This is a genomic window from Pseudomonas sp. 8Z (genome assembly GCF_902506535.1).
Taxonomy (GTDB): domain Bacteria; phylum Pseudomonadota; class Gammaproteobacteria; order Pseudomonadales; family Pseudomonadaceae; genus Aquipseudomonas.
In genome coordinates, this window is record NZ_LR733826.1 from 79,227 (window position 1) to 104,735 (window position 25,509).

A 25,509-nucleotide genomic window follows, 5' to 3' on the forward strand; every position below is an offset into this window, starting at 1 on the left:
GTTCAGCCCTCCCGGTTCTGCATTTTCGGATCGAGGGCGTCACGCGCCGCATCGCCGAGCAGGTTGATCGACAGAATGCACAGCGACAGCAGCAAGCCGGCCCAGAAGATCAGCGACGGCTTGAGCTGAAAGAAGGTGCGGCCATCGGCCATGATGTTGCCCCAGGTGGGCGTCTCCGAACTCAGGCCGACACCGAGGAACGACAGGGTGGCCTCGGTGAGGATCGCCGCCGCGCAGATGTAGGTGCACTGCACGATCAGCGGCGCCAAGGTATTGGGCATCAGATGGCGGCAGATGATGGTCAGCGTCGGTGTGCCCATCAATTGCGCGGCTTCGACGTAGGCCTCCTCACGGATCGACAGCACCTGCGAGCGAATCAGCCGCACCACCTGGGGAATCTCCGGGATCATGATGGCGACCATCAGCGTCCACAGGTTGGCACTGGTCAGCGAGACGATGGCGATGGCGGCAAGAATCCCTGGAATCGCCATCAGGCCATCCATGACGCGCATCAGCAGCGCGTCGATGCTGCGAAAGTAACCCGCCAGCAGGCCCAGTGGCAGGCCCACCAGCAGCGTGGCGATGGCGACACCGATACCGACGGTCAGCGATACGCGGGCGCCATAGATGACCCGTGCGAAGAGGTCGCGGCCATAGGCATCGGTGCCTAGCCAGTGCTCTGCGCTCATGCCTTGCAGGCGCTGCGCCGGGGCGATTTCGCTGGGGTCGTGGTGGGTCAGCCAGGGCGCGAAGACGGCCATGGCGACGATCAGCACAAGCAGGCCGACGGCGACCAGCGTGGCGCCGCGCGGGCGCTTGCGACCGAGGCTGGCGAGCAGGCGCGGCATCGTCCGCGCCTGTGGATAAATGCTCTGGCTCATCAGTAGCGGATCCTCGGGTCGGTGATCGCGTAGGAAAGGTCGATCAGCAGGTTGATGACCACGTACAGGCCGGCGGTGAGCAGGATCAGCGCCTGAATCACCGGGTAATCGCGGGCCAGCACGGCATCGACGATCAGGCGGCCAAGGCCGGGGATGTTGAACACGCTTTCGGTGACCACCACGCCGGAGACCATCAGCGCGAAGCCGGCGCCAACCACCGTGAGAATCGGCACGGCGGCGTTGCGCAGGGCGTGGCGGAACAGCACCACGCGCTGGCTCAGACCCTTGGCGCGGGCGGTGCGGATGTAATCCTCGCGCAGCACTTCGAGCATGCTGGCGCGGGTCATGCGGGCGATCAGCGCGATATACACCGAGGCCAATGTCAGCGCCGGTAGCACCAGGCGCGAGAGGAACTCGCCGAGGCCATGGTCGAGGCCCCGGAAGCCCTGCACCGGCAGCCATTTCAGCTCGATGGCGAAGACCTGGATCAGCAGGTAGGCGATGACGAACACCGGCACCGAGAAACCCACCACCGAGCTGGACATCACCAGGTTGTCGATCCAGCTACCTTGGCGCCAGGCAGCAATCACGCCCAGTGGCACGGCGATCAGCACCGTGATCAGGATGGCGGCCACGGCCAGGCTGACGGTGGGCTCCAGGCGCTGGCTGATCATTGAGGCCACCGACGTCTGGGAGATCAGCGAGGTGCCGAAGTCACCGTGCAGCAGGTTGCTGATCCAGAGCAGGAACTGGGTCAGGAGCGGTTCGTCCAGACCCAGGGCGCGGCGGATATTGGCGACCTGCTCGGGGTTGGCCATCTCCCCGGCGATGATCGTCGCCGGATCGCCCGGCGCCAGGCGCAGCAGCAGGAACACGCTGAGCGCCACCACCAGCATGACCGGAATCGCGGTCAGTAGGCGGCGGATGAAGTAACTGAACATGGGAACCCCCGCAAGTGCGTACGATGAGCGCCCCGTGCGGGGCGCTGCGGCGTCAGTCGGCCTTCTTCATGCCCCAGAAGGCCGTGACGGTGCCGTGGACGATGTCGCTGAGTTCGTTGCGCCAACTGGTGACGTTCTGGAATTGCCCCAGCGGAACCACGATCACCTGATCCATCGCCTCTTTCTGTACCGCCTCGGACAGCGCCTTACGCTGCACTGGGTCGCTGGACAGGGAGAACTCGCTGCGCAACTGCTCCATGCGTTCGTCCTTCGGCCAGCCGAACCAGGCATCGTCGCCGCCAGTGGCGATCAGCGTCGGGTTCACGGCCGGGCTCCAGATGCTGTCCACCGCGAAGTTGGTGAACATCATGTTCCAGCCGCCCTCAGCCGGGGATTTCTTGCTGGCGCGCTGGCTGACCAGGGTTTGCCAATCCATCTGCCGCAACTCCACGTTGAAGCCGACCTTGCGCAGTTGCTGGGCGACGACCATCGGTTGCGCCGCCAGGGTGCCGACATCGGAGGGCTGCAGGATGACCACCGGGGTGTTCTGGTAGCCCGCTTCCTTGAGCAGGCGCTGGGCCTGGGCGAGGTCGCCGTCGTTGATCAGCGTTTCGGCGCCCACTTCGCTGCTTTGCGCGGTGTTGCAGCCGAATACCGAGCCGCACAGTTGGTAGTAACGCGGGTCGCCGACCAGCGCGGCGAGGACGTCCTTCTGCTTGATCGCCAGGAACGCGGCACGGCGGATGCGTACGTCGTCGAACGGCGGTTGCAGGAAGTTCATGCGCCCAAGGGTGTGCATGCCGAGCTTGTCCAGCACGGCGCTGGTGATCTCGGCGTTGCCTTCGAGCAGCGGCAGCAGGTCGAAGGGGGTGCGTTCGATGTAGTCGATGTCGCCGCTGTTGATGGCGTTAACCGTGGTCTGCATGTCCGGCATGTTGATCCACTCGACGCGGTCGACGTAGACCTGCTTGCTGCCAGCGGTGCCGCTGGGCGCTTCGCTGCGCGGTTTGTAGTCGGTGAACTTCTCGAACACCGCTTTCACGCCAGGCTGGAACTCGGCGTCGATGAAACGAAACGGGCCGGAGCCGATGTGATTGGCCAGCGGCTCGCCGGGCGCGGCGGAGGCAACCTTCTCCGGCATGATGAACGGCGCCACCGAGGACGGCTTGGCGATCAGCTCCAGCACGTCGCCGAAGGGGCGGGTGAGCTTGAGTACGAACTGTTTGTCGTCGATCGGCTCGATGCTCTGGACGTTGGCCATCAGCAACTTGCCACCGGCATCGAACACGCCCCAGCGCTTGAGCGAGGCCACGCAGTCACGCGAGGTCACTGGCGTGCCGTCGTGCCAGAGCAGGCCGTCGCGCAGGGTGAAGGTGTAGCTCAGGCCATCGTCGGCAACCTTCCAGTCGGCCATCTGTGGCTGCAACTGATTGTCGCCATCGAGGCCGATCAGGGTGTCGTAGACCATGTAGCCGTAGTTACGGGCGATGGTCGCGCTGCTGGATACCGGGTCGAGCGCGCGTAGCGCAGCGTGCATCACGGCATGCACGGTGGTATCGGCCTGGGCTTGAGTCGCCAGCGACAGTGCGCCGACTATGGCCAGGCTGGCAAACAGCTTGCGGCGGCATGGAGCGTGGCGCGTGACGTTCGACTCGGACATCGTCTGGTACCCCTTCAGCAGATCTTTGGTGGCGAGTGGATGACTCTGGGTTGAGGTCGATACTAGCGCTGGCTCCGATCATGTCGTTAGATTCATTTTTCGATGGATATATTGCTATTTCAGCAATACCAGAAAGAGCCTCTGAGGAGCGCAAAAGATGGCGGAAAAGGTTCTGGTCGATACGGCACTGCGCTATTTTCTGGCCGTGGTGCGTTGCGGTTCGATCAACAAGGCGTCGGTGCATCTGCACGTTGCTGCGTCAGCGGTGAGCCGCCAGATCGCCCGGCTGGAGGCGGAATTGGATACGCAGTTGTTCGAGCGCACCAAGACGGGCATACGCCTGTCACCGTCCGGTGAGCTGCTTGCCGACCACGCGCGCAAGGCCCGCTTGGAGGCGCTGCGCGTGGTCAATGAGATCACCGGCCTGGAGGGCATTCAAAAGGGCACGGTACGCATCGCCAGCATCGAAGGGCCGGCGACCTACTTTCTGCCGCAATTGATCAGCCGCTTTCGCGAGCGCTACAGCGGCATCCACTTCGAACTGATTGCTTGCTCCAACAGCAATGTCACTCGGCGTGTGCAGGAGGGCGTCTCAGACATCGGCCTTACTCTGAGCCCGCCGCCGGTACGTGGTATCCGCGTGGAGAAACGCAGCATGGCGCCAGTGCATGCGGTGATGAGTGTCGATCATCCGTTGGCGGGCAAGCAGCAGGTCACCCTGGCGCAATTGGCGAGCTATCCGCTTGGCTTGCCGCAGGAGAACACCAACCTGCGCAACCTCTTCGACATCGCCTGTAGCCGCCAGGGCTTGCTGATCGAGCCGGTGATGGTGAGCAACTACGTCAACGCGCTGATCGCCTTTTCCGCGACCGGTGGTGGGGTCACGTTGTTCGGCGAGCTTTCCGTGCGCCACCACAGTGATCGTGCACGCTTGGCGGTGTTGCCGATCAAGGATCGCGAGATGAGTGCGCGAACCATCGAGGTACAAACCCTGGCTGGGCGTACGCTGCCCAAGGGGGTGGCGGCCTTTCTCGAATTGCTCTGTCAGGAGCTGGATTAGCAGGTAGCGTTGGGCATGGCGGCTGTCTCGGGTATCCTGCCGTGATGTCAGGGGTGGCCAATGGAGCAGGCGCCTCTGAGGTAACCATTACAAGAACACTGCCCATGAACACCACCCGTGCCGTATTCCATGAGTTGACGCCGGATCCACAGTGGGTCGAGCAGCAGTTCGCCACGGATATCGCCGTTGAGCGCACGCGCCTGCTCTACCAAGGCTCGCGCCTGCCCACCTTGCTGATGCTGTTGGTCGGCGTGCTTTGCGCCTGGCAGATGTCGAGCCAGCAGAGCACAACGCTGTTGATGCTTTGGCTGGGCTCGATGGTGTTGCTCGCGCTGCTTCGTCTGACCCAGTTAAGCGCCTTCCAGGCCGCCGCGCCGAGTCGCCAGGCCGAACCCTATTGGCAGCAGCGTTTTCTTTTCGGCGCCGGGGCCAGCGGGCTGATTCTGGCTTTTGCCGTGATCGCGCTGGTGCCTGAGGATGTGTTCTACCAGCAGGCGCTGGTCTACGGCCTGATCGCCATGGCCATTCTCAGTGCCAGTGTCGCGTATGCCGTCAGCCTGCCGGCCTTTCTCTCCTTTGCCTTGCCCTGCCTGATACCCTCGATCGCTTACCTGCTGCTGAGCGAGAGCAGCCAGCAGCGTGGCTGGGGCGTGCTGGGTACGCTGTTGTTCCTGGCTCTGCTGATCGTCGCCTGGCAGGTTCATCGTCTGGTGCAGCGCAGCCTGGTGCAGCGCTTTCACAATCAGGCGCTGATCGCTCATTTGGAGCATGCCAAGCGCCAGACCGAGGTGCTCAACGGCGAGCTGGAACATGAGGTGGAGCAGCGTCGACACGTCGAGCATGAACTGCGCCGCGCGCATGGTGATCTGGAAGTGCGCGTGGCGGCGCGTACTCTGGCGCTCGATGAGGCGACTCATGCCCTGGGCAAGAGCCAGGCACGCCTGACCATGGCGTTGGAGGCCAGCGAGCTGGCGCTGTGGGACTGGGATCTGCAGAGCGATCAGGTGCACCATTCGCACCTGCGCGAGTTGTTCGGGCTTGACCCCGAGCAGCCTGTGGAAATGCGCCGCGACCTCAAGCCACGCCTGCATCCCGATGACCTGGCAACGCTACGTCAGGCACTGCTTGAACACCTCAAGGGCCGCTGCGAGGACTATCACGCCGAATACCGCGTGCGCCATGCCGACGGCCATTGGGTGTGGGTCGAGGATCGTGGCCGTGCGGTCGAGCGTGACGCCAGCGGGCGTGTGCTGCGCATGCTCGGCACGCGGCGCGACATCAGCGCGCGGCGCCAGCAGGAAGAGCAACAGCGGCTGGCTGCCACGGTGTTCGAGGCGGCCAGCGAAGGCATTTTCATCCTCGATACGCAGTACCGCCTGCTGGCGGTCAATCATGCGTTCAGTCTCGTCACCGGCTATGCCAGCGAGGAAGTGCTCGGGCGTCGAGCCACCAGCCTGCTCGGCAGCGATGAGATGCGCCGCCAGTTGCAGTCGATACGCCAGGAGCTGGACAGCAGTGGCAGTTGGCAGGGTGAGTTGCTCGAAGCGCGCAAGAGCGGCGAAATTTATCCACAGTGGTTGCAGCTCAATCTGGTGCGCGATGGCGCGGGGCGGCCTAGCCATATCGTCGGCTTCTTTGCCGACCTCACTGCGCGCCGAGAGGCCGAGGAGCGCCTGCGTTACCTCTCGTATTACGACGGCCTGACCGGCCTGGCCAACCGCAGTTTGTTCCGCGAGCGTTTGCATGAGGCTTGTCAGCGCGCGCGGCAAACGGGGCGTAGCATCGCCCTGCTGCACATTGACCTGGATCGCTTCAACCTGCTCAACGACAGCCTCGGTCATGAAATTGCCGACCAGGTATTGCGGCAGATGAGTCGGCGCCTGCTCCACAACGTGCCGGAGGCCGACTGCATCGCGCGTTTGTCCGGTGATGAGTTCGCCATCGTGCTCGACGCCTACGGCAGCCTCTCCAGCCTGACGCGTGTGGCCAGTCGCCTGTTGGGCAAACTGCGCGTGCCGATGCAGGTGGCAGGTCATGAATTGGTCGTCAGCGCCTCGCTAGGGATCAGTCTGTTGCCTGACCACGCGCGTGAAATTGGCACGCTGATCAGCCAGGCCAACATGGCCGTGCAGCATGCCAAGCACCTGGGCGGCAACACCTTGCAGTTCTTTACCGAGCATCTGCAGACCCGCACCCTGGAGCGCCTGCAGTTGGAGAATCGCCTGCGCAAGGCGATCGATGACGGCCAACTGGAGGTGTTCTACCAGCCCAAGTTGAACCTGCGTGACGACAGCCTCAGCGCAGCCGAAGCGCTGGTGCGCTGGCGCCATCCTGAGCAGGGGCTGATCGCGCCGGGTGAGTTCATTGGCTTGGCCGAGGAAACCGGACTGATTCTGCCCATCGGCGAGTTCGTCCTGCGCCAGGCCTGCCGCCAGGTGCGGCAATGGCAAGTGCAGGGGCTGGCCGATATCCGCGTCTCGGTCAACCTGTCGGTGCACCAGTTGCGCCAGGGCAACCTGGTCAGCCTGGTGCGCCAGGTGCTGGAGGACACCGGTATCGCCGCGCACAACCTGGAACTGGAGCTGACCGAAAGCCAGATGCTCGACAACGTCGACAGCGTCATCGCCACCTTTGAGCAACTGCGCGAGCTGGGTGTGAAGCTGGCCATCGACGACTTCGGCACCGGCTACAGCTCGCTCAGCTACCTCAAGCGCTTCCCGGTGGATTACGTGAAGATCGACCAGACCTTCATCCGTAACCTGTCACCGAACAGCGAGGATGCCGCGATCACCCGCGCCATCATAGCCATGGCTCATAGTCTGGAGCTGAAGGTGGTGGCCGAAGGGGTCGAAACCCAGGCGCAGATGGACTACCTCAAGAGCCAGCAGTGCGACGAAATTCAGGGCTACCTGATCAGCCGACCGCTGCCCGCCGAGGCGTTCGCCGAGATGCTGCACGTGCAACTCGACGAGCCAAGGGGCGATTGATTATTTGGCGAACAACTGGCCGATATCCTTGAACGCCTTGAACTCCAGCGCGTTACCGCATGGGTCGAGGAGGAACATGGTGGCCTGTTCGCCGACCTGGCCCTTGAAGCGCACGTAGGGTTCGATCACGAATTTTGTTTCGCGGCTGCGCAGGCGCTCGGCCAGCGCTTCCCAGGTGTCCCAGGCGAGCACCACGCCGAAATGCGGCACCGGCACGTCGTGGCCGTCTACCGGGTTGCTCACGGCTTCTTCCTGATAGGCCATCTTAGGCGCCTCGTGGATCACCAACTGGTGGCCAAAGAAATCGAAATCCACCCAGTGCTCGCTGCTGCGGCCTTCGGCGCAGCCGAACACTTCGCCGTAGAAGTGGCGTGCAGTCGCCAGGTCATACACAGGAATTGCCAGGTGAAAGGGAGCAAGTGCCATCACGGATTACCTCAGGTTGTTATGGATAGGGCGGGTGCAGCCCGCCGCAGATGTTTGTTGCATCAGCCTATCAACAGAAAAATTGCTGAAAAGCGAATATCCTTGCTCGCAAGCACAAATAATTTTGATCATTGGGGCGTCGATGCTGCGCGAACTGAAAACCTTCGTCACCGTTGCCCGCTTGGGCACTTTCGCCGCAGCAGGGCAACACATCGGCCTCACTCAGTCGGCCGTCAGCGCACAGATGCGCGTGCTTGAGCAGCACCTTGGCGTGCGTCTGTTCGACCGTAGCGGGCGCGCCGCCGTGCTCAACGCCGCTGGCCGCCATGCCCTGCCATTGGCTGAGCAGATGCTCGCACTCTATGCCCAGATGGCGCTGCCGCAGGCGCTCGATCAATGGCAGGGCGAACTGCGTGTCGGCGCCATCGCCACCCTGCAAACCGGCTTGCTGGCCGAGGCGCTACCGCGCTTTCGGCAGCGGGCGCCGCAGGTCGAGCTGAAGCTGGTGCCGGGGGTGTCGCTGCAGCTATTCAGCCAGCTCGATGCTGGCGAGCTGGATCTGGCTCTGCTGATCAAGCCGCCGTTTCCGCTGCCCAAAGAACTGCTGGAAGTGCCGCTGGCGCGTGAACCTTTCGTGCTCATCGCGCCTCTTGCCGTGGACGGCGATGACCCGTTGCGCCTGCTGACCGAGCAGCCCTTCGTGCGCTACGACCGCGCCTCATTCGGCGGGCGTCAGGTCAGCCGTTTTCTGCGTGAGCAGCAGTTGCCTGTACGTGAGGCACTGGAGCTGGACGAGCTGGAAGCCATCGTGCGTCTGGTGGAAAACGGCATGGGCGTGTCCCTGGTGCCGCGCGCGGGCCTTTGGCTACACAGGCCGACGCGGCTGCGGGTGATCGAGCTGGGGGCGCTGACTTTCCACCGCGAACTGGTCGCGCTGGTACGCCGGGCGCAGCGCCAACCGGCGCTGGATTGTTTGTTGGAGTGCCTGGGGCGTAGTGGCGCTCTTGCTTGATGCTGCCTCGTTGCCGGTCTAGGCCGGAAGTGACGGTTGTGGTCACTTCCGGCTGCCAGTTCAGATATCCCAGACCAGATTGACCGAGAAGTTACGTCCCGGTTGAGTCAGGCGGTCGAGATTGGCAGGGGCGGTTACGCCTGCCTCTCCGTTGCCGTCGTAGCCGCGCACGTCGTCCCATTGCCAGTACTTTTTATCGGTCAGGTTGTACAGGCCTGCATTGACGGTGAGATCGTCGGTCAGCTTGTAGTAGCCAGTCAGGTCGACAACGCCATAGCCCGGGGTGGCGAACTGGCTGCCGTCACCGGTTGGGGAGTTGAAGCCGCTTTGGTCGATGCGGGTTTTGCGCTTCACCAGTGTCCAGTTCAGCAGGCCGCCGAAGCGCTCCTGTTCGTAGCCCAGGCCGAATACGCCGGTCAGCGGGTTGATGCTGTTCAGTGGTTCGCCGGTTTCTTCGTCGCGACCACGGGCGTAGGCGATTGAGCCCTGAGTGTACAGACCCGGCACCGCGCCAAAGTTGTCCAGATTCAGACGACCCTTGGCTTCCGCCCCGCGAATACTGGCTCGGCTGATGTTACGGCTCTGGAAGACGGTCAGGCCGCCAGCCGCACCTACGGCATCCTCGTCGATAAAGTCGCGATAGCGGTTGTAGAACACCGCCAGGCTGAAGCTACCGCCTTCGAAGTTGCCGCGCAGACCGGTTTCCAGGCTGCGGCTGGTTTCCGGGTCGAGGTTGGGGTTGGGCTCCACGATGTAGGGCGGGTTGTTGTTTTGGAAGCGGCCATACATTTCCTTGGCCGTAGGCGTGCGGAAGCCTTCGGCGTACTGGGCGAAGCCGGTGTAGTGCTCATCGAAGGCATAGGTCACACCAAGCTTGGGCGAAACATGCTGCCAGGTGGTGCTCGCGTCTGTGGGGTCGAAGGTACTGCTTGCGGGGGCGCTGGCGAGGTACTCGTCGGTTAGCTCGGGCTTGAGTTTGGTTCGGTCGTAGCGCAGGCCTGGCAGGAACGTCCACTGGTTCCAGTCGATTTGGTCTTGCAGAAATACGCTGTAGACATCGATGGTCGGATCCGGGAAGTCGCTCTGGGTGGTCAGGGTATCGCCGGCATTGTTGCTGATCACGCCAGCGGTGGGGCAGTTGGCGCCCAGCGCCTGCAGGCAGACGCCATAACCGCTGCGCTGGCCGGTAACTTCCTGGTGCTTGAGGTTGAAGCCGTAGGTCAGCAGGTGCTCGGTTTCGCCTAGCGCGAAGGCTTTGTCCAGTTGTGCGTTGAGCACCCACTGGCGATCCTTGTAGTCGGTGCTGCGATAGCGCATCACGTCGCGGGTGATGGCCTGGGTAAAGAAGTTTCGGGGGGTGTAGCGCTCCTGGGTGCTTTGGTCGGTCTTGGCGATCTGATAATTCAGACTCCATTTCAGGCTGTCGGCCAGCAGGCTGTCCAGCGCCAGGCTGTGCTCCAGACCGAAGCGCTCGCGGGTGATGGTGTCGTTGCCAGTACGGCTTGCGTAGTAGTTCTGCCCTGCACCGATAGTGGGAGCGTTGAATGGCCCGCCGACGGCGCTGAGTTGATTGCTGTCGCGATCATCCTTGTATTTCTCATAGGTCAGTTGCAGGCGGTCGCTGTCGTTGTAATTCCAGCCCAGCTTGGCCAGTACATTAGTCGTGCGTACATCTTCCGGGTTGGCCGCCGTGCGATCCAGGCCGGTGCCGCTCTGGTTGCCGTAGGATTCGGTCTCATGGCCGTTGCGCTGGGAGAGGTGCAGCAACGCATCGATATCCTGATGGCGACCGGCCAAGGTTGCCGAGTTCAGCCAGCTTTCATCGGCGGAGCTATAGCCTGTTTTCAAACGAGCACCGCTGTTGCGGCCTTCCTTGATGATGTCGTCAGCATCGAGGGTGAAGTAGCTGACCGCCCCTCCAATGGCATTGCTGCCGTAAAGGGCAGAGGCCGGGCCGCGGAGGATTTCTACTCGCTTGATGATTTCCGGGTCGACATAGTTGCGCTGGGTATTGGCGTAGGGCCCGTAATAAAAGCTGGCAGGGATCTCGACGCCATCTACCTGTGTTAGCACCCGGTTACCATCGATCCCTCGGATGTTGTAGCCGGTGAGGCCGGAGCGCTGGCCTGCGCCGCCGACCGAGACGCCAGGCTCATCGCGTACCAGTTGTTTGATGGTATTGATGTTGCCGCGATCAAGCATGGATCGATCACGCATGCTGACGGTACTGGGTACGGCGTTTACATCCTGCTCGTGAAGCGTGGCGGTAATCGTCGTCGGCTGCAGTGTGAGCGAGTGCACTGGATTTTTCAGCAATACTACGCTGCGCTCCCCAACGCTGCGGTAACTCAAACCGGTGCCTTCGAGCAGGCGCGTCAGGGCCAGCTCCGGTGATTGCAGGCCGCTGGTGCCCGGTGAGTCGATGCCGTCGGCCAATTGTGCCGGTAGACCGATCTGCCAGCCCGTAACGTCGCTGAATGCGTTTAGCGCTGATACCAGTGGCTGGCGTCCGATGGCAAAGCTGTAACCGTTCTGGCTCTGCTGTCGTGCCGTTGGTGACTGCTCTGCAGCATGGGCCAGCGGCAGGCTGGCGCAGGCGATGGAGAGGGCCAGCAATGACAGGCTGGCGGTGGACAGTCGCGGGAAATGCGGGCGCCGGGTGTGAAGGGGCATCGTTGTGCTCTCTGCGGGTGTCGTCGGAATGTCAGTTAATGCGAATTGTTTGCATTGATATGACAGGACGAACAAACCCCTTGCAGAGCGTAAAAATTCTTTCTCAGTTGAGAATCAGCAGCGCTGGATACTCTTGCAGTTGAGCCGAGGCCACTTGCGCCAGAGAGCGCATGATGTCGGTTGGTTCGCTCAGGCGATAGTTGCCGGTGATGCGCAGGTCATTCAGGTGGGCGTTGCGGTTGATGATCCAGCCAGGGTAGTAGCGGCGCAGTTCATCCAATACTTCGCGCAACGGGCGATCATCGAAGATCAGGCGGCCCTGAACCCAAGCGAGCTGATGGGCTGTGGCGCCATGGATGCGCGTGCCGACACCGTTCGGGCCGATGCGGATGCTGTCGCCGCTTGCCAGGTAGGTGTGCGTGTCGTTGCCGCGCGCATAAACCTCGATCTCGCCCCGTTCGACGCTGACTTCGGCGCTATCGTCGAGATAACGCACGGAGAATGCTGTGCCGCGTACCGAGATGCGGACGGGGCCTGCATCGACTTGGAAGGGGCGATAGTTGTCCTTGGCGACATCGAAATAGGCTTCGCCTCTGAGTAGTTGGGTGACGCGCTGATGTGCGTCGATCTGACTGGAGAACGCGCTATCGGTATTGAGCAGAACGTGCGAACCGTCGGCCAGATCCAGGCTCTGGCGTTGGCCAACGGCAGTGACATGATCGGCGCGCAGACGCAGCAGAAGATCGCTCTGCAGGGTAATGCCGACCACCAGCAGCAGCGTTGCAGCGATCGCCAGCGATCTGCCGAGGCGCCGTGAGCGCTTGGGCTGCGGCTGCCTGCTTTGTTCCAGGTGTGCGGCTGCGGTTGCCAGTGTGGATGATTGCCAGCACTGCTGCGCACGTTCGAATGCTTCTGCGTTGGCGGGGGAGGCGGCCAGCCACTCAGCGAATTGCGCTCGGCAGTCATCGTCCGCATGTTCCAACAGAAGTAGCCAGTCCAGCGCCTGGCTCAGCGTTGCGTCGCTGTCGTGCGGGGGCATCGGACTGTTCTCAAAACTGGGGGCGACATTCTGGCTGACGGTGCGGGTGAGTGATAGTCACTCATATTGGAGGCGTGAGGCGCTCGAGCAGGGTCACGCACAGTGCCATGATCAGTTTGAGCTCCTTTTGTACTGTGCTGGCTGATACGCCGAGTTCTGCCGCGATCTGCGCCTGACCCTGGCCATGCAGGCGGCTGAGAATGAAAATGCGCTGTTGGCGCTCGCTCAGTTGCTCCAGCGCACTGCCCAGTCGCTGCAGCAGGCGTTTGGCGTGAAGGCTGTCTTCGCTGGAGGCGCCTGGAGCGGGAACGGCCTGCATGATGGCGTCCGGTACGTCGTCGAGCATGGTTCGCGACTGCATACGCTCGCGGCGCAAGTGGTCGAGTGCCAGATTGCGGCCAGTCTGGAAGAGAAAGGGTTCAAGATGGGCGACCGGTTTCTCGCGCAGGCTGCCGGCGACTCGCAGGTAAGTTTCCTGCACCAGCTCCTCGGCGATGCTGGTGTTTTTCACGATTTTTACCAGCGTGCGCAGTAGCGGTAGGCGCTGGCTGATGAAGACGCTGTCTAGATTTGGGTTGGTCACTGGCAAGCCTAATTTGCCGACTTCATAGCGAATGATAATCACTTTTGATATCGGCGACTAGCGGACGCGCCTATGAGGCCGACCTGAGCATACTGCTGACTGACCTGCGCGCTAATCATTTGCGTAGGGATGAGCGGCGGCGTGCGTTTATCTGGACTCGACTTTAAGCCAGGGCACGTTTTACACATCCATAAAAATGCCGCGCAGCTATGCAGCGGCGCGGCATTGGGTACAGCGTTAGCGGCAATCAGAACGCCGGGACGACGGCGCCTTTGTACTTCTCTGCGATGAACTGCTTCACCTCGGCGCTGTGCAGGGCCTTGACCAGCTTCTGCACGGCGTCGCTGTCCTTGTTATCGGCGCGGGTCACCAGAATGTTCACGTACGGCGAGTCGCTGCCTTCGATGGCCAGGGCGTCCTGGGTCGGGTTGAGCTTGGCTTCCAGGGCGTAGTTGGTGTTGATCAGGGCGAGGTCGACCTGGCTCAGCACGCGCGGCAGGGTGGCCGCTTCCAGTTCACGCACCTTGATGGATTTCGGGTTTTCGACGATGTCCTTCGGCGTGGCGAGGATGCCAGCCTCCGGCTTGAGCTTGATCACACCGGCCTTCTGCAGCAGCAGCAGGGCACGGCCGCCGTTGGTGGCGTCGTTGGGGATGGCGACGGTGGCGCCTTGCGGCAGCTCGCTGAGGTTCTTGATCTTGCTGGAGTAGGCGCCGAAGGGCTCGACGTGCACACCGGCAACGCTGACCAGGTCGGTCTTGCGGCTGGCGTTGAACTCGTCCAGGTACGGCTGGTGCTGGAAGAAGTTGGCGTCCAGGTTGCCTTGCTGTACCTGCAGGTTGGGCTGCACGTAGTCGGTGAACACGCGCACCTTCAGCTCCACGCCTTCTTTGGCCAGGGCCGGTTTGACGAACTCGAGGATCTCCGCGTGCGGCACCGGAGTGGCGGCGACGTTGAGGGTTTCGGCCTGGGCCGAGAAGGCGGCGAAGGCCGCCAGGGCAGTCAGCAGTTTCTTCATTTCAAGGTTCCTTTTGGGAAGGTTGGCGCGGGTCTCGCGGGTAGCGAGTCGCCGCTTATTTGCGGGAAAAGTGTATGACCAGGCGATCACCGACCATCTGCAGCGCCTGCACCAGGATCAGCAGCAGCACCACGGTCACCGCCATCACATCCGGCTGGTAGCGCTGGTAGCCGTAGCGCACGGCCAGGTCGCCCAGGCCGCCGCCGCCGACCAGGCCGCTCATGGCGGTGTAGCCGACCAGGGTGATGGCGGTGACGGTGGTGGCCGCGAGCAGGCCAGGCAGGGCCTCGGGCAGCAGTGCGCGGGTGATGATCTGCCAGGTGCTGGCGCCCATGGCCTGGGTTGCCTCGATGATGCCGCGCTCCACTTCGCGCAGGGCTGTTTCCACCAGGCGCGCAAAGAACGGTGTGGCGCCGACCACCAGTGGCGGAATGGCGCCAGCGACGCCGAGCGAGGTGCCGACCAGCACTTCGGTGACCGGCAGCATCAGGATCAGCAGGATGACGAAGGGCACCGAGCGCACGACATTCACCACCAGCGACAGCACGCCATACAGCGCCTTTTGCTCGAACAACTGGCGTGGGCCGGTAAGAAACAGCAGCACGCCGAGCGGCAGGCCGAGCAGCACGGTGAACAGCATCGAGCCGAGCAGCATGTTCAGGGTGTCGAGGCTGGCCTGCCAGATTTCCGGCCAGAACACGTTGGGCAGCAGTTGTTCGAGCATCAGCGCAGTACCTCCAGATGCACGTCGGCGGCTTCGAAGCGCGCCAGCGCGGCGTCGACTTCACCGCCTGTCAGGGCCAGGGTGAGCTGGCCGTAGGGGGTGTCCTTGATGCGGTCGATGCGCCCGGCGAGGATGCTGTAGTCCACCCCAGTCTCGCGCGCCACGGTGCCCAGCAGCGGTGCGTAGGTCGCTTCGCCCTGGAAGGTCAGGCGCAGGATGCGACCGTCGACATGAGCGAAGTCATCGTGCTGCTCGCTTTCATCGACGTGCTCGGACTCCTGCACGAAGCGCCGCGTGGTCGGGTGCTGCGGGTGCAGGAACACCTCGGCCACCGGGCCTTCTTCGACGATGACGCCGGCATCCATCACCGCCACGCGGTCGCAGACGCGGCGAATCACGTCCATCTCGTGGGTGATTAGCACAATACTCAGGCCCAGTTCGCGGTTGATCTCGGCCAGTAGGCTGAGCACGGCGGTGGTGGTCTGCGGATCGAGGGCGCTGGTGGCCTCGTCGCAGAGCAGGATCTTAGGCCGGGTGCTCAGCGCACGGGCGATGCCGACGCGCTGCTTTTGCCCGCCGGAAAGCTGCGCCGGATATTTGTTGGCATGCTCCTGCAGGCCGACGCGGGCCAGCAGTTCGGTAACGCGGGCGTCGATCTCGCTGCGGCTCAGTTCACCGGCCAAGCGCAGCGGCATGGCGATGTTGTCGGCGACAGTCTTCGACGACAGCAGGTTGAAGTGCTGGAAGATCATCCCGACCTGCTGGCGGAAGCGGCGCAGGCCAGATGCATCGAGGGCGGTGACGTCGACGCCGTCGATCTCGATACGCCCGCCGGAGGGCTCTTCCAGGCGGTTGATCAGGCGCAGCAGGGTGCTCTTGCCCGCGCCGGAGTGGCCGATGATGCCGAACACCTGGCCGCTGCCGATCTGCAGTGTGGTGGGCTGCAACGCCGGAATCTCGCGGCCCGCGACGCGGTAGGCCTTGTGGACGGATTGAAACTGGATCACGCGAACGACCTTTTGGGTGTGTTCAGGGCGGGCATCGAGGGTGTCGAGCCGACCAGCGGGCGCCGGGTGGGCGCAAAAGGGCGCCAGTTTACCCGGCGCTATTTAGGCCGAGAAAATCTTTGTTGGCCTATGGTTATTTCAAAATGGCATTAAGCGCAGTGCTCAGCACGTTACTGCCGCGCCTGTTCCAGCGTTTGGCGCACATCGTTGCTCAAGGCGGGCGCATCGGGCAGCAGGCTGCGTGCTTGGCTCAGGGCTTTGGCGGCGGCGTTCAGATCGCCACGTTGCAGGGCTTCGCGGCCTTGCAGCATGTAGGCATCGGCCAGTTGCCGCCGGAACTGCGGCAAACGCTCGTCTTGGCGCGCGCGCGGTTCGAGTGCGGCGAGCTGGTCGCGGGCGTTGTCTAGGCGATCCTCGGCGATGTTTTGCTCAATCTGTGCAAACGCCTGGGCTAGCGCATCGGTGGAAGATTGCGTGCTCTGGCAGGCAGCCAGTATGCAAAGCACCAGGCTGATTACCGCACTGCGAAAAGCGAACGACTTCATGACTACGCGTCTCGAATTGTGCAAAAAACGCGCAATCATACAGGGTTATGGTGGGTTTTTCACGTCACCAACTGTCGCCATAATCCGGCGCGGGTCATCAGCCATTGCGCCGGGGCAAGGCGAAGCTGGCGAGGAACAAGCCCGCCGCGCTGACCACGATGGACGGTCCGGCGGGCGTGTCTTGATACCAGGACAGCGTCAACCCGCAGCACACCGCCACCAGACCGAGCAGGCTGGCGCCGACGGCCATTTGCTCCGGCGTGCGCGCATGGCGCTGGGCGGCGGCGGCGGGGATGATCAGCAGGGAGGTGATCAGCAGCACACCGACCACTTTCATCGCCACGGCAATCACCACCGCGATCAACAGCATCAGCGCCAGGCGGATCGCCGCCACCGGCAGACCTTCGACCCGCGCCAGCTCTTCGTGCACAGTGATTGCCAGCAGCGGTCGCCACAGCCACGCCAGTAAAGCCAGCACCAGCGCGCTGCCGCCGACGATCCAGGCCAGATCGGTGGTGCTGACGGCGAGCAGGTCGCCGAACAGGTAGCTCATCAGGTCGAGGCGTACGTCATGCATGAAGCTCAGCGCCACCAGGCCCAGCGACAGGGTGCTGTGGGCGAGGATGCCGAGCAGGGTGTCGGAGGCCAGCGGCTGGCGCTGTTGCAACGTCACCAGCAGCGCGGCCAGCAGCACGCAGCCGACGGTTACGGTGAGAGTCGGGCTGACGTCGAGCATCAGGCCCAGTGCCACGCCGAGCAGGGCGGCATGGGATAGGGTGTCGCCGAAATAGGCCATGCGCCGCCAGACCACGAAGGAGCCGAGCGGGCCGGCTACCAGGGCCAGCGCCAGACCGGCGAGCAAAGCGTTGAGGAGAAAGTCAGGCATCAGTGTTTACAGTTCGGGCCGTGGACGTGAGCCGGGCCATGAATGGTCAGGCCGGGCTGAACCACGCCGCCATGCAGGTCGTGAGCGTGGTCGTGATGGTGGTGATAGACGGCCAGGCTCTTGGCGTCCTGGCCGAACAGTTCGATAAAGGCCGGATCAAAGCTGACCTGCTCCGGGTGGCCGGAACAGCACACGTGGCGGTTGAGGCAGACCACCTGATCGGTGGCGCTCATCACCAGGTGCAGGTCGTGCGAGACCATCAGCACGCCGCAGTCGTGACGCTCGCGCAGCCGTGAAATCAGCCGGTACAACTCGGCCTGGCCGGCCACGTCGACACCCTGCACCGGTTCGTCGAGCACCAGCAGTTGCGGCTCGCGCAGCAGAGCGCGGGCCAGCAGCACGCGCTGCATCTCGCCACCGGAAATGTTCTGCAGCGGGCTGTCGATCACCTGCTCGGCGCCGACCTCGGCCAGTGCCGCCAGCGCGCGTTTGCGATCGACCCCCGGCACCAGGCGCAAGAAGCGCAGCACCGACAGCGGCAGGGTGGCGTCGACATGCAGTTTTTGCGGCATGTAGCCGATGCGCAGGCGCGGCGTGCGGCGCACGCTGCCACGCTCAGGTTGTAGCAGACCGAGCACCACGCGCACCAGGGTGGTCTTGCCCGCGCCGTTGGGGCCGATCAGGGTGACGATCTCGCCAGGCTGTACGCTCATCTGCACATCATCAAGCACCACTTGGCCGTTGAAGCTGACCGCGATGCCTTCGAGCTGGATCAAGGCCTCGCTCATGCCTTGCCCTTGCAACCGGCGCAGAGGCCGACCACTTCCACAGTCTGGCTTTCCACGGCGAAACCGACACTGGCGGCGCTGTCGACGATGGCCTGGCTGATGCTGGGCTGTTCCAGCTCGGTGGCGGCATGGCAGGCCCGGCATATCAGGAACTGGCCTTGGTGCGAGTGCTCCGGGTGGCTGCAGCCGACGAAGGCGTTGAGCGAAGCGATGCGGTGCACCAGGCCGTTTTCCAGGAGGAAGTCCAACGCGCGATAGACCGTGGGTGGCGCGGCGCGGCGGCCGTCTTCATCGCTCAATACGCCGAGGATGTCGTAGGCACCGAGCGGCTTGTGGCTGGCCCAGACCAGCTCCAGCACGCGTTTGCGTAGAGCGGTCAGGCGCAGCCCTTGGCGCGCGCAGATGGCTTCGGCTTCGGCCAGCGCATGGCTGACGCAGCGGGAGTGGTCATGAGGGCGTGCAGCCAGGGGCGTGTCGGACATGGGCAAGGACGGCGCTGGGAAGAGACGTTATTATGTTACCTGTTCAATCCCGCTTGAGTATGCCCCGTGTTGCGTCTTTTCTGCCTTATTGCCCTGTTTTTCGTCGCCAGCGCCCAGGCTGAGGTGCGCGTTCTGACCAGTATCAAGCCGCTGCAATTGATCGCCGCAGCGGTGCAGGACGGCGTCGGCGAGCCTGAAGTGCTGCTGCCGCCTGGCGCCTCGCCACACCACTACGCGCTGCGCCCATCCGACGTACGGCGGGTGCGCGAGGCCGACCTGCTGTACTGGATCGGCCCGGATATGGAGGCCTTTTTGCCGCGCGTGCTGGACGGTCGCGACAAGCCGCAGGTAGCGGTGCAGGATTTGCCCGGCATGAGCCTGCGCCGCTTTGGCGAGGGCCATGCTGAGCATGACCACGACGAGCATGCTGATGAGCACGACCATGCCAGCGATGAGCTGGGCCATGACCACGAGCATCGCCCCGGTAGCCTGGACGCCCACCTCTGGCTGCTGCCGACCAATGCACGGGTGATCGCCGCCCGCATGGCCGCCGATCTGAGCCAACTGGATGCGCCCAACGCGCAGCGCTACGCCGCCAACCTGCAAGCCTTCGAGCAGCGTCTGGATGCGCTCGACACGCGCATTCGCCCGCAAATGACGGCCCTGCACGGCAAGCCCTACTTCGTCTTCCACGAGGCTTTCGACTACTTCGAGTCCACCTATGGCCTTGAACATGCCGGTGTATTCAGCGTGCTCACCGAAGTGCAGCCCGGTGCCCAGCACGTCGCCGCCATGCGTGAGCGCCTGCAACAGGCTGGCCCGAGCTGCGTATTCAGTGAGCCGCCTATGCGCCCACGCCTGGCCGAAACCCTGACCGCTGGCCTTCCGGTCAAGCTGGCCGAACTCGACGCCCTGGGCGGCACCCTGCCGGTCGATGCCAACGGCTACGAACATCTGCTGCAGAACCTGGCCAACGGCCTGAGTGAGTGCCTGAATAGCCTGTAGGGCACAGTCCAGCGGCAGACCCTGTGTAGGAGCGAATTTATTCGCGATTGACGAGGCCCCGGATTGCATCCAGGTCAGCGGGCTGGCCGGGGCTTTTGTGGGAGGGGCTTCAGCCGCGACCCGCCAAGCTACGAACTGTAACCACCGCCACGTTGCCGCTCGCAGGCGCAAACCACTAGGCTTGCGCTTTTGCCGCGAGCGCCCGCCATGCCGCCCACTGCACCTCGCCCGTCCAACGCCACACTGGTGCTGCTGGCCTCGCTCTATTGCGCGCAGGGCCTGCCCTCCGGGCTTATCGCCCACTCGTTGCCGGTGCTGCTGCGCCAGCACGGCGTCGATCTGGCCTTGATCGGCCTGCTCAAACTGCTGGCGCTGCCCTGGTTGCTCAAGGTGTTCTGGGCGCCCTGGATTGATCGCTTGGCTTCACCTCGCTTCGGCCACCACCGTGGCTGGATTCTGCCACTGCAAAGCGGGGTGACCGGTTGCGTCGCCGTGCTTGCGATGCTGGCACCGCAGACCCTGTTCGGCGCCGGCCTGTGGTGGCTGCTCGGTCTCTTGCTGCTGATCAACCTGCTGGCCGCGACCCAGGACGTGGCCACCGATGGCCTTACCGTACGCCTGCTGCCCGAACGCTGGCGCGGTCTGGGCAACAGCCTGCAAGTGGGCGGCTACAAGGTCGGCATGATCGTAAGCGGCAGCGGCCTGCTGCTGGTGATTGACCCGCTGGGCTGGAACCTGACGCTGGGTTTGTTGGCCGGCCTGATCCTGCTGATGACCGTGCCGATCTGCTTGTTCCCCGAGCGCCGCGTGCTGCCTTTCCAACCCGCCCAGGCGGAACGCGCCCTCGGCCCGCGTCTGCTGCTCGACCACTATCGCGGCCTGCTGGCGCAGCCCGGCATGTTGCTGTGGCTGGCAGTGGTGCTCACCTTCAAACTCGGCGACTCGCTCGGCTCGCCGATGCTCAAGCCGATGCTGGTGGATCAGGGCTGGAGCACCGCAGCGCTCGGCCAACTGACCCTGATCAGCAGCCTGGCCGGCATCGGCGGCGCCTTGCTTGGTGGCCTGCTCTACGCCCGTATCGGTGTGCTGCGTGCGCTGATCCTGTTTGGCGCCCTGCAGGCCATCGGCATCGCCGCGCTGGCCTTGCTGGTGGGGCAGGGCGCCAACACCGGGCTGGTCTACGCCGTGACCCTGTTCGAACAGGTGGCCGACGGCATGTCCACCGTCGCTCTGTTCGCCGCCATGATGTGCATGTGCCGCCCCGAACACGAAGGCGCCGACTTCACCCTGCAGGCTTCGGCGCAGGTGCTGCTTTCGGGCTTCGTCGGCGCCAGCAGCGGGGTGCTGGCGAAGTGGCTGGGGTATGAAGGATTATTCGTCGGGGCGGGGGGAGTAGGGGTGTTGGTGCTGGTTATGGTGTTGATACATGGCCGCCGAACTCAGGATTGAGAACGGCGGAGTTTGGCCTATCAGGCATTGCTCAGAGAGAGCGTATTCGAGCGCTGAAGCGATTTCTTCGCGCCGAGGATGCCGATGACGCCGACAGGCACGAAAGGCACGCAACCGATGATGAACAGGATGGCCCCCACTTTGGTTTTGTCGAGCGCGACCAGCAGCATGCCGACAAGATTCAACGCCACGAATGGCAGCATCCAGATATACAGGCCTTCATAACGCGGCTCTATGCTGATCCAGACTACGGCGAGTAGATGAATGACGGTGCCTAGTGGCATTCTGAAATCCATTTTCTTCATGGGTTTTCCTTAGATTTGAAGGCTATGCGGGATGTAGCGGGGCGATTCTGACAGCAGCCTATCGCGCTGTCCGGAATTAATCGGCATAACGCACATGGCGATCCATAAGGTTGAGGCGCCCGGTGATGTCATAGGCGTTGACGCGGGCCAGGTTCTGCTTCAACTGCGCCTCCCAGGTCTTATCGTCCATATCACGCCAATAGCGCTCGGGGCGGCCCGTGCGGCGGTCATGTGCCGCCGTGGTCGGGTCGTTTGTGCGGTGTTTCTCGAACAACGGGATATCCGGCAGTGGCCGACCAATGTCCATGTAGTTCTGCACAAAGTCCCAGGCCGCGAAGTGCGGCGACATGCTGGAGTCCTTGGGCACGATGGGGGAAAGATCGATGGCCAGGTCGTGATAGCGATGCACCAGATGCAGTTGATACCAGATCAGCCCCTGACGATCCGGGCCGCTGCTGATATAGGCATCGAACTCATGAAAGGGGTAGGTGAACTCACCGATGGTGCCGCTGCGTTTGTACTCGCCCATATTGTCGTAATCGAAGATCGTGACCATGCCGGTACGGCGGTTGAACTCCCACAGCGGCCCTTTGGAAGGGCGAACGACCCAGTTGGTAAATTTGTTAACGACTAGGGAGCCTATGGCCCAGCAGGCGAGGGGCACCAAAAAAGTCCATGCAGTTTCCTTGATTATTGCCAGTAAGTTAGTGAGATATTCGTCGTCTAGAGCAGCAGCACCTACCAGCCAGGTCAATGGCAGAAAAATTGCCATCACCCAAAAAACAAAACGCCCTCCTCCCAATAGATAAAACCAGAAGGTCGTACTTTTGGAGAATGGGGCATAGCGAATGCGCTCGTGATCGTTGATATGGTGGTAATCACGTTGCGCGAACTTTTCTTCCTGGCGAAGTCCGGCGGCCACGTCCTGTTTGTACTTCTCATGAGTGCGCAACCCAGCAGGCGTGCTTTGCCGCAGCATGCTGAGAGGCACGATGTCCTCGGTATGCCCCCAGGGCAGGCGCGAGTTGCCAAAGCGGAACAGCCAACTGCGCTTGGTCGCTGCAGGCTGATCGGGAATGCGCGCTGGCTGGTAGGCGCTGGGGCTGTAGTGGGCAGTCATGGGGGCAATCAATCGGCATAACGCACATGGCGATCCATCAGGTTAAGCCGGCCTGTGATGTCATAGGCGTTGACCCGGCCCAGGTTCTGCATCAATTGCGCCTCCCAGGTCTTATCGTCCATATCACGCCAATAGCGCTCGGGGCGGCCCGTGCGGCGGTCATGTGCCGCCGTGGTCGGGTCGTTCGCGCGGTGCTGCTCGAACAGCGGGATATCCGGCAGCGGGCGGCCAATGTCCATGTAGTTCTGCAGAAAGTCCCAGGCCGCGAAGTGCGGCGACATGCTGGAGTCCTTGGGCACGATGGGGGAAAGATCGATGGCCAGGTCGTGATAGCGATGCACCAGATGCAGTTGATACCAGATCAACCCCTGACGATCCGGGCCGCTGCTGATATAGGCATCGAACTCATGAAAGGGGTAGGTGAACTCACCGATGGTGCCGCTGCGTTTGTACTCGCCCATATTGTCGTAATCGAAGATCGTGACCATGCCGGTGCTCGTGACGGCCAAAAACGAAGCGCTGAGCGGACAACCTGACCGGTTTTGACTGGTCGGTGCGTTCAAAATCGGCAGAGGTCGAAGTCGGCCGGAAATGTCGGGCTATTTCAGACCATCCCTAATCACTGTTAGAGGCCCGAGTTATGCAGGTGCCAGAATCACTAATAGCTTTACTGGAGTCGGCAATATCTCGTGACTCTGACCTTGCGTCATGCATAGTTGAGTTTGAAACCATTTACTGGCAATTGAGTGATCAGGAAACAGCTCAAGAAACTCCAGTTTGGAAAGCCATTAACAATTTTACGGAGCAGTTGGAATACTTTGAGCCGGGCGCAGACGGTCAACCTGCGCTTTATGGAGAGCGTGGCTTGCTACAGCGTATTGAAAATGTTCTGAACGAGGTGCGTGCCTCTAACTAGTGGTTCAAATTGTTCGCTACGCTCACTGGGACGGGCTAAAGCCCGCCCCTTAACCAAACGTTAGGCACTCTCCGAGTGACATATGAATCAAACACAAAAATGGATTCACTGGATAACATCTAATAACGAGAGTGAAAGGCAATCGGCCACTCTTGCATTGGGCGGTTTAAGTTACGATGCTGATGTAGACATTCCTAGCCTTATAGATGCATTAGGATCAGAGAATGATGATGTTGTCTTCTGGTGTGTAGGCGCACTAGGTTCTTTAGGGGAAAGATCGATAAATGCTGTCGCAAAAATTATCAAACTTACCGACAGCAATAATCTCGGCGTACGACAAGCCTCAATCTACGCACTGTCTAGAATCAACAAAAATAGCGCTGAACTAAATAATGTTTTTGTGAAAAAGTTATCGGACAGCAGCGAATTTGTCGTATGTGACGCCCTGAGCGCACTCGCTCGAATGAACACCGTAGGCCCTGCGGAAATTGATGCCATAAAAGTTTGTTTAACTAGCAAAAGCGAACACGTGGCTTTCCAAGCAGAAGTAGCTCTACGTAATATTATGCTTAATAGTGGCAATGCCTAACAAATGGTTCAAACCGTTCGCTTCGCTCACTGGGACGGGCTAAAGCCCGCCCCTTAACCAAACGTTATACGCTTTCGGAGATTGGAGCATGATCAAGACAAAAAACATCGCCATACAATGCCCGCAATGCGGCCATACAGACTTCGAGCAACCAGATAACGTACAAGATGATGATTTTGTAAAGTGTGTTTTTTGCGGGCATCAAATAATGCTTTGCGACCTAAAAGAAGTGGGTGTTCAGCAAGCAAAGGAAGCCATCATCCCTGAGGCAAAAAAAGAGATTGAGGCAATGCTAAAGAAAGCATTCAAGGGAAAGTTTAAGTGACGCCTTACGAACTGCTCACACTCTTGACATCAATCATTGCCATCGTAATATCTGCGGTTTCCCTTGTGCGAACTCGTAAACTTGCAGCAGAGCAACTTGAGCTTGAGCGAATAACCGCAGAGCTTTCTAGGCTTCAAATCAAGAGCATAGAAGAGCAAGAGAACTTAAAAACCAAGCCTCAGTTAAATGTGGCAATTACAAAGCTGGGAAGTTCCAGCCATTTCATAATTTCCAACACTGGAAAAGGTAGCGCATACAAGGTCAATCTTGAGCTTGTTGATTGCCAAGATAACCCTTTAACAAGCGAAGTTAACCACATCCTTCCCTATGCGGAAATGAAGCCAAATTCACGTATCAAGCTCTTGGCGGGCATGCACATGAACAGCCCGCTTAAATATCAAGTAAAGCTGATCTGGCAAGAATCTTCTGGCGAAGAGCTGTCAGAAATTCATTGGGTATCCAGGTAAGCGTATAACAAATGGTTCAAATCGCTCGCTGTGCTCGCTGGGACGGGCTAAAGCCCGCCCCTTAACCAAACGTTAGGCATTCTTCGAATGATTTCTTCAGCCCACATTTGCTACGATTCCAGTGAAATTCACGTAGAACTACAATCAATCGCTGAACAGGTTGAAAGCAATACGAATTGGAAGACTATTTCTACGGAATGGAGTGGCTTCGGTGTAGTTGTACCGCAATTAATAGTTCTAACTCCCACCCCCTTTATAATTCAAATCGAAAACGATCCAGAGTGGGTTCCTGAAGAAAATAGAGAATTTGCTGAATGGGCAGGTCTAAGCGAAGATAGCGAGATATATCGTAAACTGTCGCGTTGTGATGCAAGGCTTGCCATTCAATCAACAGCCCCAGACCAAATCACTCTTACAGGCCAAGAGATGTTCGTCTTTGCCTTCGGTGATACTGTTGACCCCAAGAACAATGAGATATCTGAAGTATTAAAAATAATCGGCAAAAAAATATCGGGCGTTCTGAATGACTGTGTTAATAATGAGCTTTTACAGTACTGAGTTATCATGCCTAACAAGACGCTCAAATCGCTCACTTCGTTCGCTGGGACGGGCTAAAGCCCG

General features: G+C 61.3%; 27 protein-coding genes. 10 read left to right on the forward strand and 17 right to left on the reverse strand.

Going from position 1 to position 25,509, the window contains the following annotated elements:
• Window positions 1-2 precede the first annotated feature (2 nt).
• Genes AERO9A_RS09710 through AERO9A_RS09720 form a run of 3 tightly spaced genes read right to left on the reverse strand, consistent with a single transcriptional unit; the run spans window position 3 to window position 3,482 of the window.
• Entirely contained in the window at window positions 3-881 is an 879-nt protein-coding gene (locus tag AERO9A_RS09710) for an ABC transporter permease (RefSeq protein WP_159971755.1), read from the reverse strand.
• Window positions 881-1,822, reverse strand: a complete 942-nt coding sequence (locus tag AERO9A_RS09715; RefSeq protein ID WP_159971757.1) for an ABC transporter permease — start codon at window positions 1,820-1,822, stop codon at window positions 881-883. Before AERO9A_RS09715 ends, AERO9A_RS09710 begins: the two co-directional genes overlap by 1 nt.
• Before the next feature lie 52 nt (window positions 1,823-1,874).
• A complete protein-coding gene (locus tag AERO9A_RS09720; protein ID WP_159971759.1) occupies window positions 1,875-3,482 on the reverse strand; it encodes an ABC transporter substrate-binding protein in 1,608 nt (535 codons plus the stop codon).
• 157 nt (window positions 3,483-3,639) lie between these two features.
• Here AERO9A_RS09720 and AERO9A_RS09725 point away from each other — a divergent pair, with 157 nt between their 5' ends.
• Together AERO9A_RS09725 and AERO9A_RS09730 are read left to right on the forward strand one after the other, a co-directional pair.
• On the forward strand, window positions 3,640-4,542 hold the full coding sequence (locus AERO9A_RS09725) for a LysR substrate-binding domain-containing protein (RefSeq protein WP_159971761.1): 903 nt from the start codon (window positions 3,640-3,642) through the stop codon (window positions 4,540-4,542).
• A gap of 104 nt (window positions 4,543-4,646) precedes the next feature.
• A complete protein-coding gene (locus AERO9A_RS09730) occupies window positions 4,647-7,529 on the forward strand; it encodes a bifunctional diguanylate cyclase/phosphodiesterase (protein ID WP_159971763.1) in 2,883 nt (960 codons plus the stop codon).
• Here the strand turns inward: AERO9A_RS09730 and AERO9A_RS09735 are convergent, their stop codons facing one another.
• A complete protein-coding gene (locus AERO9A_RS09735) occupies window positions 7,530-7,955 on the reverse strand; it encodes a VOC family protein (protein WP_159971765.1) in 426 nt (141 codons plus the stop codon). It abuts the gene before it with no gap.
• A 142-nt stretch (window positions 7,956-8,097) separates the two neighbouring features.
• Between AERO9A_RS09735 and AERO9A_RS09740 the strand changes: the two genes are divergently transcribed.
• Window positions 8,098-8,967 carry a LysR family transcriptional regulator gene (locus AERO9A_RS09740; RefSeq protein ID WP_159971767.1) on the forward strand — a complete coding sequence of 290 codons (870 nt, stop codon included), beginning with the start codon at window positions 8,098-8,100 and terminating at the stop codon, window positions 8,965-8,967.
• A gap of 60 nt (window positions 8,968-9,027) precedes the next feature.
• Here AERO9A_RS09740 and AERO9A_RS09745 read toward each other — a convergent pair whose 3' ends face one another.
• The 10 genes from AERO9A_RS09745 to zur all read right to left on the reverse strand — a co-directional run bounded on the left by AERO9A_RS09745 (window position 9,028) and on the right by zur (window position 18,712).
• The gene (locus tag AERO9A_RS09745) at window positions 9,028-11,640 is read right to left on the reverse strand and encodes a TonB-dependent receptor (RefSeq protein ID WP_159971769.1); all 2,613 of its coding nucleotides are present in this window, start codon (window positions 11,638-11,640) and stop codon (window positions 9,028-9,030) included.
• A gap of 103 nt (window positions 11,641-11,743) precedes the next feature.
• Window positions 11,744-12,679, reverse strand: coding sequence for a FecR family protein (locus AERO9A_RS09750; protein WP_159971771.1), 936 nt, complete (start codon window positions 12,677-12,679; stop codon window positions 11,744-11,746).
• Between the two features lie 61 nt (window positions 12,680-12,740).
• Window positions 12,741-13,262 carry an RNA polymerase sigma factor gene (locus AERO9A_RS09755; RefSeq protein WP_159971772.1) on the reverse strand — a complete coding sequence of 174 codons (522 nt, stop codon included), beginning with the start codon at window positions 13,260-13,262 and terminating at the stop codon, window positions 12,741-12,743.
• 247 nt (window positions 13,263-13,509) lie between these two features.
• Complete coding sequence (locus AERO9A_RS09760) at window positions 13,510-14,280, reverse strand: MetQ/NlpA family ABC transporter substrate-binding protein (RefSeq protein WP_159971773.1); 771 nt, start codon at window positions 14,278-14,280, stop codon at window positions 13,510-13,512.
• Window positions 14,281-14,335: 55 nt separating this feature from the next.
• Window positions 14,336-15,004, reverse strand: coding sequence for a methionine ABC transporter permease (locus tag AERO9A_RS09765; protein ID WP_159971774.1), 669 nt, complete (start codon window positions 15,002-15,004; stop codon window positions 14,336-14,338).
• Entirely contained in the window at window positions 15,004-16,011 is a 1,008-nt protein-coding gene (locus tag AERO9A_RS09770; RefSeq protein ID WP_159971775.1) for a methionine ABC transporter ATP-binding protein, read from the reverse strand. The genes AERO9A_RS09765 and AERO9A_RS09770 overlap by 1 nt, the downstream gene beginning before the upstream one ends.
• Window positions 16,012-16,181: 170 nt before the next feature.
• Window positions 16,182-16,556: a hypothetical protein gene (locus AERO9A_RS09775; protein WP_159971776.1), complete on the reverse strand. Its 375-nt coding sequence runs from the start codon at window positions 16,554-16,556 to the stop codon at window positions 16,182-16,184.
• A gap of 97 nt (window positions 16,557-16,653) precedes the next feature.
• Window positions 16,654-17,442: a zinc ABC transporter permease subunit ZnuB gene (gene znuB / locus AERO9A_RS09780; RefSeq protein WP_159971777.1), complete on the reverse strand. Its 789-nt coding sequence runs from the start codon at window positions 17,440-17,442 to the stop codon at window positions 16,654-16,656.
• On the reverse strand, window positions 17,442-18,230 hold the full coding sequence (gene znuC / locus AERO9A_RS09785; RefSeq protein WP_159971778.1) for a zinc ABC transporter ATP-binding protein ZnuC: 789 nt from the start codon (window positions 18,228-18,230) through the stop codon (window positions 17,442-17,444). Before znuC ends, znuB begins: the two co-directional genes overlap by 1 nt.
• The gene (gene zur, locus AERO9A_RS09790; protein WP_159971779.1) at window positions 18,227-18,712 is read right to left on the reverse strand and encodes a zinc uptake transcriptional repressor Zur; all 486 of its coding nucleotides are present in this window, start codon (window positions 18,710-18,712) and stop codon (window positions 18,227-18,229) included. Before zur ends, znuC begins: the two co-directional genes overlap by 4 nt.
• Before the next feature lie 66 nt (window positions 18,713-18,778).
• On the opposite strand from zur, the gene znuA reads away from it, so the two are divergent.
• Both znuA and AERO9A_RS09800 read left to right on the forward strand, forming a co-directional pair.
• Window positions 18,779-19,717, forward strand: a complete 939-nt coding sequence (gene znuA, locus AERO9A_RS09795) for a zinc ABC transporter substrate-binding protein ZnuA (RefSeq protein WP_159971780.1) — start codon at window positions 18,779-18,781, stop codon at window positions 19,715-19,717.
• A gap of 207 nt (window positions 19,718-19,924) precedes the next feature.
• Window positions 19,925-21,166, forward strand: coding sequence for an MFS transporter (locus tag AERO9A_RS09800; protein ID WP_159971781.1), 1,242 nt, complete (start codon window positions 19,925-19,927; stop codon window positions 21,164-21,166).
• A 20-nt stretch (window positions 21,167-21,186) separates the two neighbouring features.
• Here the strand turns inward: AERO9A_RS09800 and AERO9A_RS09805 are convergent, their stop codons facing one another.
• From AERO9A_RS09805 to AERO9A_RS09815, 3 genes are all read right to left on the reverse strand, one after another.
• Window positions 21,187-21,471: a hypothetical protein gene (locus tag AERO9A_RS09805; RefSeq protein WP_159971782.1), complete on the reverse strand. Its 285-nt coding sequence runs from the start codon at window positions 21,469-21,471 to the stop codon at window positions 21,187-21,189.
• A 76-nt stretch (window positions 21,472-21,547) separates the two neighbouring features.
• The gene (locus AERO9A_RS09810) at window positions 21,548-22,591 is read right to left on the reverse strand and encodes a hypothetical protein (protein ID WP_159971783.1); all 1,044 of its coding nucleotides are present in this window, start codon (window positions 22,589-22,591) and stop codon (window positions 21,548-21,550) included.
• An 8-nt stretch (window positions 22,592-22,599) separates the two neighbouring features.
• Window positions 22,600-23,079, reverse strand: coding sequence for a hypothetical protein (locus tag AERO9A_RS09815; RefSeq protein WP_159971784.1), 480 nt, complete (start codon window positions 23,077-23,079; stop codon window positions 22,600-22,602).
• Between the two features lie 152 nt (window positions 23,080-23,231).
• Between AERO9A_RS09815 and AERO9A_RS09820 the strand changes: the two genes are divergently transcribed.
• The 5 genes from AERO9A_RS09820 (at window position 23,232) to AERO9A_RS09840 (ending at window position 25,446) form a co-directional block, all read left to right on the forward strand.
• Window positions 23,232-23,507 carry a hypothetical protein gene (locus AERO9A_RS09820; protein ID WP_159971785.1) on the forward strand — a complete coding sequence of 92 codons (276 nt, stop codon included), beginning with the start codon at window positions 23,232-23,234 and terminating at the stop codon, window positions 23,505-23,507.
• An 82-nt stretch (window positions 23,508-23,589) separates the two neighbouring features.
• Window positions 23,590-24,096, forward strand: a complete 507-nt coding sequence (locus AERO9A_RS09825) for a HEAT repeat domain-containing protein (RefSeq protein WP_159971786.1) — start codon at window positions 23,590-23,592, stop codon at window positions 24,094-24,096.
• An 88-nt stretch (window positions 24,097-24,184) separates the two neighbouring features.
• A complete protein-coding gene (locus AERO9A_RS09830; protein WP_159971787.1) occupies window positions 24,185-24,421 on the forward strand; it encodes a hypothetical protein in 237 nt (78 codons plus the stop codon).
• On the forward strand, window positions 24,418-24,888 hold the full coding sequence (locus AERO9A_RS09835; RefSeq protein WP_159971788.1) for a hypothetical protein: 471 nt from the start codon (window positions 24,418-24,420) through the stop codon (window positions 24,886-24,888). Before AERO9A_RS09830 ends, AERO9A_RS09835 begins: the two co-directional genes overlap by 4 nt.
• A gap of 87 nt (window positions 24,889-24,975) precedes the next feature.
• A complete protein-coding gene (locus tag AERO9A_RS09840) occupies window positions 24,976-25,446 on the forward strand; it encodes a hypothetical protein (protein WP_159971789.1) in 471 nt (156 codons plus the stop codon).
• Window positions 25,447-25,509 lie beyond the last annotated feature (63 nt).